This is a genomic window from Crossiella sp. SN42 (assembly GCF_023897065.1).
Classification (GTDB): Bacteria; Actinomycetota; Actinomycetes; order Mycobacteriales; family Pseudonocardiaceae; genus Crossiella.
Genome location: NZ_JAMHIV010000048.1, coordinates 1 through 16,609 on the forward strand (window position 1 = coordinate 1; position 16,609 = coordinate 16,609).

At 72.2% G+C, this 16,609-nt stretch carries 18 protein-coding genes; 3 read left to right on the plus strand and 15 right to left on the minus strand.

The genetic code is table 11. The features are described from left to right. Window positions 1–106: 106 nt before the first annotated feature. Genes M8C13_RS39880 through nadD form a run of 5 tightly spaced genes read right to left on the minus strand, consistent with a single transcriptional unit; the run spans window position 107 to window position 3,341 of the window. On the minus strand, window positions 107–958 hold the full coding sequence (locus M8C13_RS39880; protein WP_252486016.1) for a DegV family protein: 852 nt from the start codon (window positions 956–958) through the stop codon (window positions 107–109). Window positions 959–969: 11 nt separating this feature from the next. After that, on the minus strand, window positions 970–1,686 hold the full coding sequence (gene octT, locus M8C13_RS39885; RefSeq protein ID WP_252486017.1) for a diglucosylglycerate octanoyltransferase: 717 nt from the start codon (window positions 1,684–1,686) through the stop codon (window positions 970–972). Next, a complete protein-coding gene (locus M8C13_RS39890; RefSeq protein ID WP_252486018.1) occupies window positions 1,683–2,294 on the minus strand; it encodes a histidine phosphatase family protein in 612 nt (203 codons plus the stop codon). The genes octT and M8C13_RS39890 overlap by 4 nt, the downstream gene beginning before the upstream one ends. Beyond that, complete coding sequence (gene rsfS, locus M8C13_RS39895) at window positions 2,291–2,686, minus strand: ribosome silencing factor (RefSeq protein WP_252486019.1); 396 nt, start codon at window positions 2,684–2,686, stop codon at window positions 2,291–2,293. Before rsfS ends, M8C13_RS39890 begins: the two co-directional genes overlap by 4 nt. Window positions 2,687–2,744: 58 nt before the next feature. After that, window positions 2,745–3,341, minus strand: coding sequence for a nicotinate-nucleotide adenylyltransferase (nadD, locus tag M8C13_RS39900; RefSeq protein WP_252486020.1), 597 nt, complete (start codon window positions 3,339–3,341; stop codon window positions 2,745–2,747). A gap of 286 nt (window positions 3,342–3,627) precedes the next feature. Here nadD and M8C13_RS39905 point away from each other — a divergent pair, with 286 nt between their 5' ends. Then, on the plus strand, window positions 3,628–4,317 hold the full coding sequence (locus M8C13_RS39905; protein WP_252486021.1) for a nitroreductase family protein: 690 nt from the start codon (window positions 3,628–3,630) through the stop codon (window positions 4,315–4,317). Here the strand turns inward: M8C13_RS39905 and M8C13_RS39910 are convergent, their stop codons facing one another. The 5 genes from M8C13_RS39910 to M8C13_RS39930 all read right to left on the minus strand — a co-directional run bounded on the left by M8C13_RS39910 (window position 4,318) and on the right by M8C13_RS39930 (window position 9,030). Further along, a complete protein-coding gene (locus M8C13_RS39910) occupies window positions 4,318–4,545 on the minus strand; it encodes a ferredoxin (protein ID WP_252486022.1) in 228 nt (75 codons plus the stop codon). Window positions 4,546–4,557: 12 nt separating this feature from the next. Further along, the gene (locus M8C13_RS39915; RefSeq protein WP_252486023.1) at window positions 4,558–5,778 is read right to left on the minus strand and encodes a cytochrome P450; all 1,221 of its coding nucleotides are present in this window, start codon (window positions 5,776–5,778) and stop codon (window positions 4,558–4,560) included. A 10-nt stretch (window positions 5,779–5,788) separates the two neighbouring features. Further along, the gene (locus M8C13_RS39920; RefSeq protein WP_252486024.1) at window positions 5,789–6,940 is read right to left on the minus strand and encodes a cytochrome P450; all 1,152 of its coding nucleotides are present in this window, start codon (window positions 6,938–6,940) and stop codon (window positions 5,789–5,791) included. 158 nt (window positions 6,941–7,098) lie between these two features. Next, entirely contained in the window at window positions 7,099–7,668 is a 570-nt protein-coding gene (locus tag M8C13_RS39925) for a TetR family transcriptional regulator (protein ID WP_252486025.1), read from the minus strand. A gap of 57 nt (window positions 7,669–7,725) precedes the next feature. Further along, window positions 7,726–9,030 (minus strand): glutamate-5-semialdehyde dehydrogenase, encoded by a 1,305-nt coding sequence (locus M8C13_RS39930; RefSeq protein WP_252486026.1) that lies wholly within the window; start codon window positions 9,028–9,030, stop codon window positions 7,726–7,728. 63 nt (window positions 9,031–9,093) lie between these two features. On the opposite strand from M8C13_RS39930, the gene M8C13_RS39935 reads away from it, so the two are divergent. After that, window positions 9,094–11,256, plus strand: a complete 2,163-nt coding sequence (locus M8C13_RS39935) for a RecQ family ATP-dependent DNA helicase (protein ID WP_256510521.1) — start codon at window positions 9,094–9,096, stop codon at window positions 11,254–11,256. Here M8C13_RS39935 and M8C13_RS39940 read toward each other — a convergent pair whose 3' ends face one another. Continuing rightward, window positions 11,257–12,519 (minus strand): NAD(P)/FAD-dependent oxidoreductase, encoded by a 1,263-nt coding sequence (locus M8C13_RS39940; protein ID WP_252486028.1) that lies wholly within the window; start codon window positions 12,517–12,519, stop codon window positions 11,257–11,259. Window positions 12,520–12,632: 113 nt separating this feature from the next. Here M8C13_RS39940 and M8C13_RS39945 point away from each other — a divergent pair, with 113 nt between their 5' ends. Further along, the gene (locus M8C13_RS39945) at window positions 12,633–13,259 is read left to right on the plus strand and encodes a TetR/AcrR family transcriptional regulator (RefSeq protein ID WP_252486029.1); all 627 of its coding nucleotides are present in this window, start codon (window positions 12,633–12,635) and stop codon (window positions 13,257–13,259) included. Here M8C13_RS39945 and proB read toward each other — a convergent pair. The 4 genes from proB to rplU all read right to left on the minus strand — a co-directional run bounded on the left by proB (window position 13,256) and on the right by rplU (window position 16,538). Next, complete coding sequence (proB, locus tag M8C13_RS39950; protein WP_252486030.1) at window positions 13,256–14,368, minus strand: glutamate 5-kinase; 1,113 nt, start codon at window positions 14,366–14,368, stop codon at window positions 13,256–13,258. The genes M8C13_RS39945 and proB overlap by 4 nt on opposite strands. An 8-nt stretch (window positions 14,369–14,376) precedes the next feature. Next, the gene (gene obgE / locus M8C13_RS39955; protein WP_252486031.1) at window positions 14,377–15,849 is read right to left on the minus strand and encodes a GTPase ObgE; all 1,473 of its coding nucleotides are present in this window, start codon (window positions 15,847–15,849) and stop codon (window positions 14,377–14,379) included. A gap of 107 nt (window positions 15,850–15,956) precedes the next feature. Next, window positions 15,957–16,214 carry a 50S ribosomal protein L27 gene (gene rpmA / locus M8C13_RS39960; RefSeq protein WP_185002165.1) on the minus strand — a complete coding sequence of 86 codons (258 nt, stop codon included), beginning with the start codon at window positions 16,212–16,214 and terminating at the stop codon, window positions 15,957–15,959. Window positions 16,215–16,229: 15 nt separating this feature from the next. Continuing rightward, window positions 16,230–16,538 carry a 50S ribosomal protein L21 gene (gene rplU, locus M8C13_RS39965; protein WP_185002164.1) on the minus strand — a complete coding sequence of 103 codons (309 nt, stop codon included), beginning with the start codon at window positions 16,536–16,538 and terminating at the stop codon, window positions 16,230–16,232. Between the last annotated feature and the right edge of the window lie 71 nt (window positions 16,539–16,609).

Here is a 16,609-nt window from a genome sequence, read left to right on the forward strand (position 1 = left end):
GGAAGCGCGAAGCGGGAAGCGCGAAGCGGGAAGCGGCGGACCGAGGCCAAGGCTGCGATGGAAGAGCGCTGGGCCGCTGGCGATTGAGTGTGGAGCGGCGTTGGTGTTAGGCGGGCTGGCGGGGCAAAACGACCACGCCCAGGACGCCGGGGCCGGTGTGGGCGCCTACTACCGCGCCTACTTCGGAGATGACGCAGCCGTCGCAGCCGGGGATGCGTTCGTCCAGGCGGCCGGCCAGTTCCGCGGCGCGCTGTGGGGAGCCCAGGTGGTGGACCGCGACCTCTACCGGGCCCTGGCCCGCGGCTTCGGTGGCCAGGTCGACCAGGCGGGACACGGCGCGGCTGGTGGTGCGGACCTTTTCCAGGGGCAGGATTCGGCCGTTTTCCACGTGTAGCAAGGGTTTTACCGCCAGGGCGGTGCCCAGGAGGGCGGCGGTGGGGGTGATGCGGCCGCCGCGGCGGAGGTGTTCGAGGGTTTCCAGGCAGAAGAAGGTTCTGGTGTGGGTGGCGGTGTGGGTGGCTACCGCTTCGATCTCGGCTGGGGTGGCGGACTGGGTGGCGGCTTTGGCGGCGGCCAGGACAGCGAAGCCCAGGCCCATGGCGGTGGAGCGGGAGTCGACGACGCGGACCCGGTCCGGGCCCACCTCCAGCGCGGCCAGGCGGGCGGCGTCCCAGGTGCCGGAGAGTTCGCGGGACAGGTGGATGGAGACGATGCCGGTGGCGCCGGTGGCCAGGGCTTCGCGGTAGGCGGTGGCGAACTCGGCGGGCGTGGGGCGGGAGGTGGTGACGGTGCGGCGTTCGGCCAGGGCCGCCGCCAGTTCGCTGGGGCCGATGTCCTTGCCGTCCAGGCCGCTTTCGCCGTCCACCGTGACGTGCAGGGGCACCTCGTGGATGCCGTGGCGGGTCGCGAAGCCCTCCGGCAGGTACGCGGTGGAGTCGGTGAACACGGCGACGGACACGGGGACGCAGCCTACGGAAGCATCGGGCGGAGCAGGGCGGCCAGTGCCGTGCCGACCTCGGCGTGTGCGGAATATCCCCAGTGCATGCCGTCGGGATTGCCCTCATCGCCGAAGATGTGCGGGCGGACCAGGGCAGGCAGGTCGAGCAGGGGGACCTCGGTGCGGGCGGACCAGGCGCGCAGGGCCGCGGCCGCGGGGGCGTGGCCGGTGTGCACGTGGCCGTAGTCAGGTGAGTTGTGCACCGACGGGAGGATGCCGACCACCGGGAGCCCCGGGCGGATGGCGCGGACCGCGCGCAGGCAGCGGTCCAGGTAGGCCACGGTGAGGTGCGGGGGCAGGGCCACCGGGTGGCCGCGGAGCAGCCTGGCCAGGTGCGGCTGGGCGGCCAGGTAGCTCGATCGGGCGAACCTGCGGAGGGGGTCCGGGCGCAGGTGGCGCAGGCCCTCGCGCAGGTAGGTCGGCAGCGGGCTGGGCAGCGTGTCCATGCTGCCCAGCCCGAGCACCAGGGCGTCGGCGCTGGGCATCAGGGACCACAGCCGGGGGTCGCCGGTGAGCGCCCACCAGCCGTGCCGGGCGGTCCAGCCGAAACCGGCGAACAGCTCCGCCGCGCGACCCAGCCCGGCCGCGGCGATGTTCGGCCACAGCCGGGGATCGTCGGCGGGCAGCGCGTGTTCCGGGCCGTGGAAGGCCAGCGAGTCGCCCAGGACCAGCAGGCGTCCCCGGCTCAACCAGTCGCCCCCACGTTGTGGCTGATCAGCCGCCACTTGGTGTCGTCGGCGCGGCGGGCGAGCACGGTCCAGTGGCAGTTGTGCAGGCCACCGAGGGACGGCCAGACCTCCACCGGCAGCGCCAGCAGCCTGGCGATCAGGCCGGTGATCAGGCCGCCGTGCGCGCACAGCAGCGCGGTGCCGTCGGTGGTCAGGTCCAGCTCGGAGACCACCTCGACCGCGCGTGCGGCGACCTCCAGCCGGTTCTCACCGCCGGGCGGGGCGAAGGTGGGGTCGGCCCGCCAGCGGTCCAGCGCGCCGGGCCAGTCCGCCTCGACCTCCGCGCCGGACATGCCCATCCACTGGCCGACGTCGGTCTCCCGCAGCCGCTTGTCCATCCTCGGCGCCATGCCGGTGGCCCCGGTGAACGCCGCCGCGGTGTCCGCGGCCCGCCGCAGGTCCGAGGTGACCAGCAGGTCCGGTTCCAGCGCCGCCACCAGGGGCGCGGCCCGCTTCGCCTGGGCCAGGCCGATGTCGTTCAACTCCACGTCGAGCTGGCCCTGGAGCCGGCCCGAGGCGTTGTGGCCGGTCTGCCCGTGCCGCCACAGGATCAGCCTGGACAGGGTCACGCCTGGACGTCCTCGTCCGCGGGCTGGTGCGCCACCACGTCCTCGAACTCGATCCGGGGGCAGTCCTTCCACAGCCGCTCCAGGCCGTAGAACGAACGCTCCTCGGCGTGCTGGATGTGCACCACCAGGTCCACGAAGTCCAGCAGCACCCAGCGCCCCTCGCGGGCGCCTTCCCTCCGCACCGGCTTGCTGCCGGCCTCGCGCATCTTCTCCTCGACGCTGTCCACGATCGCCTGCACCTGGCGCTCGTTGGGCGCCGAGGCGATCACGAAGACGTCGGTGATCACCAGCTGGTTCGACACGTCCAGCACCACGATGTCGTGGGCCTTCTTGTCGGCCGCCGCCAGCGCGGCGACGTGGGCCAGCCGGCGGGCCTCCTCGGTCGCTGACACGTTGCTCCTCCCCGTGCGACCTTCGGGGTCCGCACAGGTCACTCAGGGTACCGGGCGGTCAGGGCGCCGGGTCGCGGTAGAGGTTCCGCTTCGAGATGTACTGCACCACACCATCGGGCACCAGGTACCAGACCGGCATGCCCTTGGCCACGCGCTCCCGGCAGTCGGTGGAGGAGATGGCCATCGCGGGCACGTCGACCAGGCTGACCGCGCCGCGCGGCAGGTGGTCGTCGTCGAGCTGGTAGCCGGGCCGGGTGACCCCGACGAAGTGGGCCAGCTCGAACAGCTCGTCCGCCCGCCACCAGCCGAGGATCTGCTCCAGCGCGTCCGCGCCGGTGATGAAGAACAGCTGATCGTTCGGATGCTGTTGGTGCAGGTCGGAGAGGGTGTCGATGGTGTAGGTGGGGCCGGTGCGGTCCACGTCGACCCGGCTCACCGAGAACCGGGGGTTGGACGCGGTGGCGATCACCGTCATCAGGTAGCGGTCCTCGGGCGAGGACACCACGTGGTGTTCCTTCTGCCACGGCCGCCCGGTCGGTACGAAGATCACTTCGTCCAGGTCGAACCGGGCCTGCACTTCACTGGCGGCGACCAGGTGCCCGTGGTGCACGGGATCGAAGGTGCCGCCCATCACGCCAAGTCGACGCCCGGACATAACAGGTCAGCGTAGTTGGCGCTGGTCACAAAAGGCAGATCGGGAGAGCCGGGCCACAGCGCCGCCCGCAGGAGGCCCGCCGGTCGCTCTCCCCGGCCGGCGGCCCTCCGCGCGACCGGCGGCGGTGGCTGGGGGTCCCGGCCGCCGGGTCGCGGGCTGCTCCCCCGTGGGAGCCCGCGGCAAGGAGACGCTCGATCGGGTGACGTGTGACGCGGTTCGCCGAGAAGTTTCGCGTTCACTCGTTCGGCCCTGCTTACGTCCGAAGGCCGGGACAATACTGTCCGCCATGAGGACATGGACCCCGTTGCACGGCCAGCCCTACCAACCGGTTCCGTACTCCCCCGCGCGGATCCCGGCCGAGCAGGCGCTGAAGATCTCCACCGAGCTGCGGCACCGGATGGACGAGCGGCGCACGGTGCGCAGCTTCGCCCCGGACCCGGTGCCCGAGGAGCTGGTGCTCAACGCGATCGCGGTGGCCAACACCGCGCCCTCCGGCGCGCACCAGCAGCCCTGGACCTTCGTGCTGGTCGAGGATCCCGAGGTGCGGGCGCGCATCAGGGCGGCCGCGGAGGCGGAGGAGAAGGTCTCCTACGACGGCAGGCTGGGCGAGGAATGGCTGGCCGCGCTGCGGCCGCTGGGCACGGACGCGGTCAAGCCGCACCTGACCGACGCGCCTTACCTGATCGTGGTGTTCCAGCAGCGGTTCGGCCTGCGCGCGGACGGCACCAGCTACAAGCACTACTACGGCGACGAGTCGGTGGGCATCGCGGTGGGCATGCTGCTGACCGCGCTGCACCTGTCCGGGCTGGCCGCGCTCACCCACACGCCGAGCCCGATGCGCTTCCTGGGCGAGGTGCTGGGACGGCCGCGCAACGAGAAGGCGTTCGCGGTGATCCCGGTCGGGTACCCGGCCCGCGAGGCGCAGGTACCCGACCTGGTACGGAAATCGATGGACCAGGTGCTGGTCCGGATCTGATCAGTCGGCGGGCGCGAGGACCTTGCCGCTGCCGACCTCGGTCACCTGGATCGCCTCGGCCGGGCACTGGTCGGCCGCGTCGGTCACCACCTCGGCCGGGTCGATCTCCGGGTGCACGGGTTCGGCGTAGCCCTCGATCAACTTGAAGAACTCGGGCGCCGCGCCCGCGCACATCCCGGACCCGATGCAGTCGTGGGTCACCTCGACCCGCCAGCGTTCACTGCTCACCACATGCTCCCGTCACCAGGCGATCGGCAGGGACAACGGGCCACGTGCCAGCAGCCCCGCCTTCCACGGTATCGCTTCAGCCGGGACGGCGAGCCGGAGGTCCGGGAACCGCTCCGCGAGCTGCCGCAGCACCAGCCGCAGCTCCATCTTGGCCAGCAGCGCGCCAAGGCAGTGGTGCACGCCGTGGCCGAAGCCGAGGTGCGGGTTGTGCTCGCGGTCCAGCTTCACCTCATCGGGGTCGGTGAACACCTTCGGGTCGCGGTTGGCCACGGCGAGCTGGATCAGCACCGTCTCGCCCGCGCGCACCAGCACCTCGCCGAGCCGCACGTCCTCGGTGGCCACCCTCGGGAAGCTGCCGGAGGTGCGCAGCGGCGTGGTCCGCAGCAGCTCCTCCACCGCGCTGGGCACCAGGTCCGGGTCATCCCGCAGCTGGGCGAACAGCTCCGGCCGGTGCAGCAGCACGTAGGTGAAGTTGGCGAGCTGGCTGGCGGTGGTCTCATACCCGGCGATCAGCAGGTTCACCCCGACCCGGACCAGCTCCTCCTCGCTGAGCCGGTCCCCCTCGTCGCGGGCCAGCACCAGCGCGCCGAGCAGGTCGTCGCTGGGCTCGGTGCGCCGCCGCTCGATCAGCGCCCGCAGGTAGTCCTCCAGCTGGTCGCGCGCCTGGTTGACCTGGGCCGCGGTGTACTTGGTGGTCGCGCCCATCACCTCGGTGAAGGCCCGGAAGTGGTGCTCGTCCTCGGCCGGCACGCCGAGCAGGTGCGAGATCACCGTGATCGGCAACGGCAGCGCGACGTGCTCGACGAAGTCCGCGGGCGAGCCGTGCGCGACCAGGTCGTCGAACAGCCCGGTGACGATCCGCTCGGTGTCCGGGCGGAGCTGGTCCACCCGGCGCATGGTGAACTCCTTGGCCACCAGCCGCCGCAGCCGGGTGTGCTCCGGCGGGTCCATGGTCAGCATCATGCCGCGCCGCAACGGCCACGGCGTGACCCGAGGGGTCTCCGGCGCGGTGGCCGCGTCCCCGCTGAAGCGCGGGTCCACCAGCACCTGCTTCACCTCGGCGTACCCGGTCACCAGCCAGGCCTCCGCCGGTTCGCCGTCCCGGCCGCCGTAGGGCAGGCGCACCCTGGCCACCGGCTCATCCCGTTGCAGCACCGCGTATTCCGGGTACAGGTCGAGCTTGACCGCCTCCCCGAACGGGTAAGCGGGACAGGTCCTCGGTTCGACGCTCATCTCCCCCTCCTCACCAGGTCACCGGCAGCGACAGCGGCTGCCGGGCGAGCAGTCCGGGCTTCCACGGGATCTCCTCGGCGGGCACCGCCAGGCGCAGGCCGGGGAACCGGCTGACCAACGCGGTGAGCACCAGCTGGAGCTCCAGCCGGGCCAGCAGCGCGCCCAGGCAGTGGTGCACGCCGTGCCCGAAGGCCAGGTGCGGGTTGTGCTCGCGGGCCAGGTCCCGCAGCTCCGGGTCCGCGAACACCCTGGGGTCGCGGTTGGCCTGGCCGACGTTGATCAGCACCGCCTCGCCCGCGCGCACCAGCACGCCGCCGACCTCGATGTCCTCCTTGGCCACCCGGGGAAAACTGCCCGCCGAGCGCAGCGGGATGACCCGCAGCAGCTCCTCCACCGCGGTCGGCACCAGGGCCGGATCGGCGACCAGCCGCTGGTACAGCTCGGGCTGGGACAACAGGGTGTAGCCGAAGTTGCCGATCTGGCTGGCGGTGGTCTCATGGCCGGCGATCAGCAGGTTCAGCCCGACCCGGACCAGCTCCTGTTCGCTGAGCCGGTCGCCCTCGTCGCGGGCCAGCACCAGCGCGCCGAGCAGGTCGTCGGTCGCCTCGGCGCGGCGCTGGGCGACCAGCTCGGCCAGGTAGCCCTCCAGCTCACCCCAGGCGTGGTTGATCTCCGCCGGGGTGTGCGCGGTGGTCGCGGTGAGCACGTCGGAGAAGCCGCGGAACCGGTGCCTGTCGGCATACGGGACGCCGAGCAGCTCGCAGATCATGGTAATCGGCAGTGGCAGCGCCAAGTGCCGCACAAGGTCGGCGGGTTTGCCCTGCGCGACCATCTCGTCCAGGAACTGCGCGACGTGCTTTTCGGTGTGCGGGCGGAGTTTCTCCACCCGGCGCATGGTGAATTCCCCGGCCACCAGCCGCCGGATCCTGGTGTGCTCCGGCGGGTCCATGGTCAGCAGCGGGCCGGGGCGTAGTGGCAGCGGCTCGACCCTCGGCGTCGCCGGGTCCATCGCCAGCGCCATGCTGAACCGGTGGTCACCGAGGATCTGGCGCACGTCGGCGTGCCGGGTGGCCAGCCACGCCTCGGCAGGCTGACCGTCCCGGCCGCCGTAGGGCAGGCGGATGCGGCTCATCGGCTCCTCGTCCTGGAGCCGGGCGTACATCGGATGAAGATCGAGTCGAACGGTTTCCCCGAATGGGTAAGTCCGTGCCATGACTGGAAGTTAGAGACCGCCTGATTTAACGGTCAACGAAGGAAAGCCACGCTTCAGGATTTCGGTAACGGCCGTCCACTAATTCGCCCGGGTGGTATGCGCGCGGCTCACTCCGCGGTCTTCTCCAGCAGCGCGGCCACGCCGAGGCGCACGTAGCGCTCGACCACGGCGGGGTCGGCGTCGGCGAACTGCTCGGACTGGAGCACCGAGCGGGCCAGCCCGATGCCCATCAGCCAGGACAGCACCAGCGCGGCGCGCAGTTCGGCGTCCGGGCCGTCGGTCAGCCCGGTCAGCGCGGCCAGGTACTTCGCGCCGACCTCCCGGCGCAGGAACGCGGCGGCCTCGTCGTGCCCGGCCGAGCGCAGCAGCGCGGCGAACGCGCGGGCCTCCGCGTCGACCTCCTTGTCCAGCAGCTGGCGCAGCATCCGGACCGGGATGTCCTTGGCCGGACCGGCCAGCAGCTCCTGCGAGCTGCCCGCGACCACCTCGCGGAACAGGTCCTCCTTGGAGCCGAAGTAGCGGAACAGCAGCGCCTGGTTGGCCCCGGCGCGGGCGGCGATGTCGCGGACCGTGGTGCGCTCGAACCCGCGCTCGGCGAACAGGTCGGCGCCCGCGGCCAACAGCGCGGCGCGGGTGGCGGCGGCATCGCGGCGGCGTGGCTTGGCAGGCTCGGTCACCCGGACATTCTGAGTGACCGGGCTGGAAAAAAGGTGCATTCCGACCTGATCGGAAAGTCAGGAGACGCCGCGCACGTGCCCTTCGCCGAAGACCAGCCACTTCGAGGAGGTCAGCTCCGCCAGGCCCATCGGACCGCGGGCGTGCAGCTTCTGGGTGGAGATGCCGATCTCCGCGCCCATGCCCAGCTCGGCGCCGTCGGTGAAGGCGGTGGAGGCGTTGACCATCACCGCGGCCGCGTCCACCCGTGCGGTGAACTCGCGGGCGGCGCGCAGGTCGCCGGTGACGATGGCCTCGGTGTGCCCGGAGCCGTGCTCGTTGATGTGCGCGATGGCCTCGGCCAGCGAGTCGACCACCTTGGCCGCGATGTCCAGGCTGAGGAACTCGGTGTCCCAGTCCTGTTCGGTCACCGGCACGGTGGCGACCCCGGCCAGCGCGGCGAAGCGCTCGTCGGCGTGCAGGGTGACCCCGGCCGAGGACAGCTCGCGGGCCAGCTGCGGCACCACCTTGTCCGCGATCGCGCTGTGCACCAGCACCGTCTCGGCGGCGTTGCACACGCTGACCCTGCGGGTCTTGGCGTTGAGGGTGATCCGGGTGGCCATGTCCACATCGGCGGCGGCGTCGAGGTAGACGTGGCAGTTGCCGACCCCGGTCTCCAGGGTGGGCACGGTGGCCTCGGTGACCACGGCGGAGATCAGTCCGGCACCACCGCGCGGGATGACCACGTCGACCAGGCCGCGCGCGGTGATCAGGTGCCGCACCGAGGCGCGGTCGTGGCAGGGCAGCAGCTGCACCGCGTCGGCGGGCAGGCCGTGCTCGGCGAGCACGTCGCGCAGGATGGCGACCAGCGCGGTGTTGGAGCGCTCGGCGGTGGAGGATCCGCGCAGCAGCACCGCGTTGCCGGACTTCAGGGCCAGCCCCGCGGCGTCCACGGTGACGTTCGGGCGGGCCTCGTAGACCATGCCCAGCACGCCCAGCGGCACCCGCACCTGCCTGGTCTCCAGGCCGTTGGCCAGCACCCCGCCGCGCAGCACCTCGCCGACCGGGTCCGGCAGCCCGGCGACCGTGCGCAACCCGTCCGCGATGCCCTCGATCCGGGCCGGGTTGAGCGCGAGCCGGTCCAGCAGCGACTGGGTCAGGCCCGCCGCCTTGCCCGCGTCCAGATCGGCGGCGTTGGCGGTGAGCACCTCCTCGACGCGGGTGGTCAGCGCCTCGGCCATGGCGTGCAGGACGGTGTCCTTGACCGCGCGGGTGGCCACCGCGAGCTCGCCCGCGGCGACTCTGGCCCGGCGGGCGGCGCCGAGCACCTGCTCGCGCAGCTCATCGGTGGCGGGGACGGCTTCCTGCTCGGTGCTGCTGCTCACCCGGACAAGCCTACGGGGCGGCGGCAACCGGGTTCGCGGGGCCGCCGCGCCGCTGTCGGGGGCATGCGGCAGGGTGGGGGTGTGGACGAAGAGCTGCTTGCAGGGTCGAGCGTGGACACGGCACAGGGCTTGCGCGAACTCGCGGAGCAGCGCCTCCGAGCACTGGCGGGGCCGGAAGCCCGGCTGCGCGAGGACCAGTGGGCGGCGATCCGCGCGCTGGTGGTCGACCGCAGGCGCACGCTGGTGGTGCAGCGCACCGGCTGGGGCAAGTCGGCGGTGTACTTCGTGGCCACCGCGCTGCTGCGGGAGCTGGGCGAGGGTCCGACGGTGATCGTCTCGCCGCTGCTGGCCCTGATGCGCAACCAGGTCGCCGCGGCCGCGCGGGCCGGGGTGCAGGCGGCCACCATCAACTCGGCCAACGCGCAGGAGTGGAACACCGTGCAGGAGGCCGTCGCCATGGGCGAGGTCGACGTGCTGCTGGTGAGCCCCGAACGGCTGAACAATCCCGACTTCCGTGACTCCGTGTTGCCGGAACTGGTGCAGGACACCGGTTTGCTGGTGGTGGACGAGGCGCACTGCATCTCCGACTGGGGCCACGACTTCCGCCCGGACTACCGCAGGCTGCGCACCCTCATCGGCGAGCTGCCCGAGGACATCCCGGTGCTGGCCACCACCGCCACCGCCAACGACCGGGTGGTGCACGACGTGGCCGAGCAGCTCGGCCTCGGCGACCAGCAGGCCCTGGTGCTGCGCGGGCCACTGGACCGGGAGAGCCTGCGGCTGTCCGTGGTCCGCCAGCCGAACGCGGCGCAGCGGCTGGCCTGGCTGGCCAAGACCCTGCACGAGCTGCCCGGCTCCGGCATCGTCTACACGCTCACCGTGGCCGCGGCCACCGAGGTGTCGGCCTTCCTGCGCGAGCACGGGCACACCGTGGCCGCCTACTCCGGCCAGACCGACCCGGCCGAGCGGCAGCAGGCCGAGGAGGACCTGCTGGGCAACAAGGTCAAGGCGCTGGTCGCGACCTCCGCGCTGGGCATGGGTTTCGACAAGCCGGACCTCGGCTTCGTGGTGCACCTGGGCGCGCCGCAGTCGCCGATCGCGTACTACCAGCAGATCGGCCGCGCGGGCCGTGGTGTCCGGCGGGCCGAGGTGATCCTGTTGCCTGGCGCGGAGGACCGGGACATCTGGAACTACTTCGCCTCGATGGCCTTCCCGCCGGAAGCCCTGGTGCGCCAGCTGCTGGACACCCTCCAGTCCGCGGGCGGCACGCTGTCCACCGCGGCGCTGGAGCCCAGGGTGGAGCTGAGCCGCAGCAGGCTTGAGGTGGTGCTCAAGGTGCTCGACGTGGACGGCGCGGTGCGCCGGGTGCGCGGCGGCTGGGAGGCCACCGGGCAGGAGTGGCGCTACGAGGCCGACCGGTACGCCAGGGTGGCCAAGGCCCGCGAGGCCGAGCAGCAGGCGATGCTGGACTACCAGTCCACCAAGGGCTGCCGGATGGAGTTCCTGCTCCGCCAGCTGGACGACCCGCAGGCCGCGCCGTGCGGGCGCTGTGACAACTGCACCGGCCAGAACTGGTCCGCCGAGGTGCCCGCGGAGGCGGTGGCCGAGGCCGGCGCGCGGCTGCGGCGGCCAGGGGTCGAGCTGGCCCCGCGCAAGCAGTGGCCGACCGGCATGTCGGCCATGGGCATCGAGCTGAGCGGGCGGATCGCGGGCGAGGAGTCCGCCGAGACCGGGCGGGCGCTGGGCAGGCTCACCGACATCGGCTGGGGCAACCGGCTGCGCGGGATGTTCGCCGCGGGCGCGCCGGACGAGCCGGTCAGCGACGAGGTGTTCAACGCCTGCGTCACGGTGCTCGCCGACTGGAAGAACCACTGGTCGGCCCGCCCGGTCGGGGTGGTCGCGATCGAGTCCCGCACCCGCCCGCAGCTGGTGGCCAGCCTGACCAAGCGGCTGGCCGCGATCGGCAGGCTGCCGTTCCTGGGCCGGGTCGCGGTGGACGCCGGGGTGCGCCGCTCCGGCGCGAACAGCGCGCACCGGGTGGCCGGGCTCACCGCGGCGCTGCGGCTGCCCGACGACCTGGTCGCGAACCTGTCCACTGTGGACGGTCCGGTGCTGCTGGTGGACGACTTCACCGACTCCGGCTGGACCATGGCGGTGGCGGCCAGGCTGATCCGCCGCGCGGGCGCGAAGGGAGTGCTGCCGTTCGCGCTGGCCAGTACCAGCTGATCAGCCCCGGAACAGGCGCCGCAGCGGTGGCACGGCGGCCGCGGTGCGCAGCACGGTGCGGAACATGAGGCGGCCGAACCGGCTGGCGGAGACGAACTGGTCGGCCGCGCGCAGTGAGTCGCGCACGGCCTGGAAGCCGTAGTCGCGCATCTGGTGCTCGTAGTCGCCCACCGCGTCGAGCAGGCCGCGCTCGCCCCGGTGCGCGGCGATCAGGTTGTGGCACAGCACGTTGGCGTCGCGCAGCGCGATGTTGGCGCCGATGCCGCGGAAGGGCGTCATGCTGTGGATGGCGTCGCCGACCAGGGTGATGTTGGTGGCAGGCCAGGGATCCACCGGCACCGAGGTGCGGATCGGCAGCAGGGACACCACCGCCGGGTCGGTCTCGGCGACCAGCCGCCGCAGCAGCGGGTGCCAGTCGCCGATCAGCTCGCCCGCCCGCGCGCGCAGCCCGGCGGGGTCCAGCTCGGCCAGCCCGGACTCCTTGGTGGCCAAGGCCCACATCAGGTAGCTGCTGGTGTTGTCGAACAGCGCCGCGTCCACCGCGTAGGTCTCGTCGTTGCCGCCGATGCCGGTCATCCGGTCGCCATCGAGCTCGTGCGGGGCCAGGAACATGCCGTGGTCCCTGGCCGCGGTGACCAGCTTGGGCCCGGCGAGCAGCAGCTCGGGCAGCCAGGCCCGGTTCGCCGGGGTCAGCGGCAGCTTGCCCGCGATGCCGCGCACGCCGGTGTCCACCCGTCGCGCGTGCGGCAGGAACTGGCGGCGCACCTTGGAGTTGGCGCCGTCCGCGCCCACCAGCAGGTCGGCGGTGGCGGTGCTGCCATCGGCGAAGTGGCAGGTGATCTCGCCGTCCGGCGCGCGCTCGTAGCGCTCGAACACCTTGCCGTGCCGGACGATCCCGTCCAGTCCGGCGGAGAGCACCTGGTGCAGGGTGATCCGGCTGGCCGAGTGGTGCGCGTCCTGCGGGGCGGGCGGTTCGGCCGGGCCGTCCAGTAGCAGCAACGGTTCCATGCGCTCGGTGAGGAACCCGAACCCGCCGCCGTCGCGGCCCGCGGTCTCCAGGAAGGCCTGCCAGATCTCCGGCGGCAGGCAGCCGTGCAGCGCCCGCGCGCCCTCCGGGTGGATGTGCACCCGGTAGCCCTGCAACCGCTCGGTGCGCGAGGGCGAGCGCTCGTACACCGCCACCTCCACCCCGGCCCGGTGCAGGCCCTGGGCCAGGCACAACCCACCGGTCCCGCCGCCGACCACCGCGACTCGAAACGCCATGACCATCTCCCCAGTCCTCGAACTCTCGATGCCACCGATAATCAACCAGTTGGATGATTAAGTCAAACGACTGGCTGATTAGCCGGAGCGAAGTGATCGGTTACCGTGGCCGGGTGGCAGATCCGCAGGAGCCCCAGCGCAGGTCACGCCGCTCCCCCGCGGCGGGCGAGCGGCAGCGCGACGCCGAGCGCACCAAGGCCAAGATCGTGGCCGCGGCCATCGCCGAGTTCGCCGCCAAGGGCTACGCCGCCGCCAGGGTCAGCGAGATCGCCGACCGCGCCGGGGTGAACAAGCAGCTGATCTCCTACTACTTCGGCGGCAAGGAAGGCCTCTACCTGGAGGTCAACCGGAGCTGGGACACCGAGAGCAGGCCACTGGCCGCCCCCGGCCTGCCACTGACCGAGGTGGTCGCCGGATTTGTCCGGCACAGCGGCCAGAACCGCGACTACGGCCGGATCATGGTGTGGGAGAACCTGTCCGCGGACTTCCCGGACGACCCGAAGCAGCGTGAGTTCTTCCAGGCCAGGGTCGCCGAGATGCGCCGCCGCCAGGACGAGGGCGAGATCCCGGCCGACATCGACCCGGACTGCCTGCTGCTGGCCCTGATGGCGGCCGCCAGCGCCAGCCTGACCCTGCCCAGGGTGGCCAAGATGATCACCGGCGAGGACCCGGACTCACCGGAGTTCACCGCCCGCTACGCCGAGCAGCTGACCAGGATCGTCCGGCACATCCAGGGTTAGAACGGCACCAGGTCGTCGGCGTGCACGACCTCGCGCCGCTGCTCAGCGGGCAGCTCGTGGCTGGACCGGCCGATCAGCGCGGGCAGCTCGGCCGCGTCGAACCCGGCCACGCCCCTGGCCACCACGTGACCGCGCAGGTCGAGCAGCTCGACCACGTCCCCGGCCTCGAAGTCGCCGTCCACGCCGGTGATCCCGGCCGCCAGCAGCGAGCGGCGGCGGCCGACCACCGCGGCCACCGCGCCGTCGTCCAGGTGCAGCCTGCCCGCCGCGCCCGCGGCGTGGCCGAGCCAGAACCGGCGGGCGGACAGCCGGGGTCCGGTGACCGCGAAGGCGGTGCCCACCTCGGCCGGGCCGAGAGCGCGCGCCGCGTCGGCGGCGGCGGTCAGCAGCACCGGGATACCCGCGGCCGAGGCCAGCCGGGCCGCGGCGAGCTTGGAGGCCATGCCCCCGGTGCCCAGGCCCGAACCGGCCGCGGTCACGTCAACACCGTCCACATCGGACGATCCGGCGATCTCACGGATCAGCTGAGCCCCCGGCTGCTGGGGGTTCCGGTCATACACACCGTCCACATCGGACAGTAAAACGAGCGCGTCCGCGCCGACCAGGTGCGCCACCAGCGCGGCCAGCCGGTCGTTGTCGCCGAAGCGGATCTCGTCGGTGGCCACCGTGTCGTTCTCGTTCACCACCGGCACCGCGCCCAGCGCGAGCAGCCGGTCGAAGGTGCGCTGCGCGTTGCGGTAGTGCGCGCGCCGCACCACGTCGTCCGCGGTGAGCAGCACCTGCCCGACCACCAGGCCAAAGCGGGCGAAGGAGGCGGTGTAGGCGTGCGCGAGCTGGAGCTGGCCGACGCTGGCCGCGGCCTGCTGGCTGGCCAGGTCCCTCGGCCGCCGCCGCAGCTGCAGCGGGGCCAGTCCGGCCGCGATGGCGCCGGAGGAGACCAGCACCACCTGGCTGCCCGCCCGCTGCCGGGTGGCCAGCGCCTCCACCAGGGCGTCCAGCCGCGCCGGATCCAGCCCGCCCTCGGCCGTGGTCAGGGAGGACGAGCCCACCTTGACCACGATCCGCCGGGCGGCCGCGATCTGGCTCCGCGCCCGCGACTGCGTTGCCACCGGAGTTCTCACTCCTTGTCGTCAGCTTCCTCGTCGCCGAAGTCCTCGACATCGACCAGCCCGCGCCGGACCCGCTTGGCGTGCTTGCGCTCGGCCGCGCCGATCCGGTCGTTGGGCTCCAGCCGGGTGTCCGTGCCACGGCCGCTGGTCGGCCCCATCGCGGCCACGCCTGCCGGGGTGGAGGGCTCCCAGTCGAAGGTCATGTCGCCGATGGTGACCGGGCAGCCCGGCACCGCGCCCAGCTTGGCGATGGCCTCCTCGACGCCCAGCCGGTTGAGCCGGTCCGCGAGGTAGCCGATGGCCTCGTTGTTGTCGAAGTTGGTCTGCCGCACCCAGCGCTCCGGGCGCTCGCCGCGGATGATGAAGCCGCCCTCCCGCTCCGGGTCCGCGACCACGGTGAAGTCCTTCTCGTCCACCGCGCGGGGGCGCAGCACGATCCGGGTGGCTTCCTGCTTGGGCTGGGCGGCCCGGTAGGCCTGCACCTCGGCGGCCAGCGCGAAGCTCAGCTCGCGCAGGCCCTCGCGGGTGGCGGTGGAGACCGGGAACACCTTCAGGCCGCGCGCCTCGAACTCGGCGGTGACCATCTCGGCCAGCTCCCTGGCATCCGGCACGTCGATCTTGTTCAGCACCACGATCCGCGGCCGGTCCTCGAGCTTGGTGCCCAGCGACGGCGTGTAGCGGGCCAGCTCGTTCTCCAGCGCGTCCACATCGGAGACCGGGTCGCGGCCGGGCTCGAAGGTGGCGCAGTCCACCACGTGCACCAGCACCGCGCAGCGCTCGATGTGCCGCAGGAAGTCCAGGCCGAGGCCACGGCCCTCGCTCGCGCCGGGGATCAGGCCGGGCACGTCGGCCACGGTGTAGACGGTCTCGCCCGCGGTGACCACGCCCAGGTTGGGCACCAGCGTGGTGAACGGGTAGTCCGCGATCTTGGGCCGGGCCGCGGACAGCACCGCGATCAGCGAGGACTTGCCCGCCGACGGGAAGCCGACCAGGCCGGCGTCGGCCACCGACTTGAGCTCCAGCACCAGGCTGCGGGTCTCACCCGGCTCGCCCAGCAGCGCGAACCCCGGCGCCTTGCGGGCCCGGTTGGCCAGCGCGGCGTTGCCCAGCCCGCCGCGGCCGCCCTGGGCCGCGATCAGCCGGGTGCCCTCGCCGACCAGGTCCGCGACCACCTCGCCGTCCTCGGTCATCACCACGGTGCCGTCCGGCACGTGCAGCTCCAGGTCGGCGCCTGCCGCGCCGTCCTGGTGCGAGCCCTTGCCGAACTTGCCGTTGCCTGCGCGGGCGTTCGGGCGGAAGTGGAAGTCCAGCAGCGTGTGCACGTTGCCGTCCACGACCAGCACGACGTCGCCGCCACGGCCGCCGTTGCCACCGTCCGGTCCGCCGAGCGGCTTGAACTTCTCCCGGTGCACCGAGGCGCACCCGTTGCCGCCGTCACCGGCCGCCGCGTTGATCACCACGCGGTCGACGAACCGAGACACTGCTCCTCCAACTTTCCTGTACTGCCTGTACACGACGCGAGGGGCGGGCCGGATATTCCTCCGGCCGCGCCCCTCGCCAAGGTCGTGCTGTGTCTCGAGACGAAGCCTCAGGCCTCGACCGGGACGATGTTCACGGTCTTGCGACCACGCTTGATGCCGAACTTGACCGCACCGGCGGACAGCGCGAACAGCGTGTCGTCCTTGCCGCGGCCAACGTCCACACCCGGGTGGAACTTGGTGCCGCGCTGACGGATGAGGATCTCCCCGGCCTTGACGACCTGGCCACCGAAACGCTTCACGCCCAGGTACTGGGGGTTCGAGTCGCGGCCGTTACGGGAGCTGGATGCGCCCTTTTTATGTGCCATGGCTAGTCAGATCCCTTACTTCGCGATGCCGGTGACCTCGACCTTGGTCAGCCGCTGGCGGTGACCCTGGCGCTTGTGGTAGCCGGTCTTGTTCTTGAACTTGTGAATGCGGATCTTGGGGCCCTTGGAGTGCTCCACGACCTTGCCGGTCACGGCGATCTTGCCCAGGGCGTTCGCGTCGGTGATGACGTCGTTGCCGTCCACGACGAGCAGCGCGGGGAACGAGACCTCAGCGCCCGGCTCGCCGGTCAGCTTCTCGACCTCGACGACGTCGCCGACAGCCACCTTGTACTGCTTGCCGCCGGTCTTGACAATCGCGTACATAGGTCCGGAAGTCTCCTGCTACTCGGTGTCGGTGTTTCCTCGCAGTCAGCACCCGGACCCACAGGTCCCAA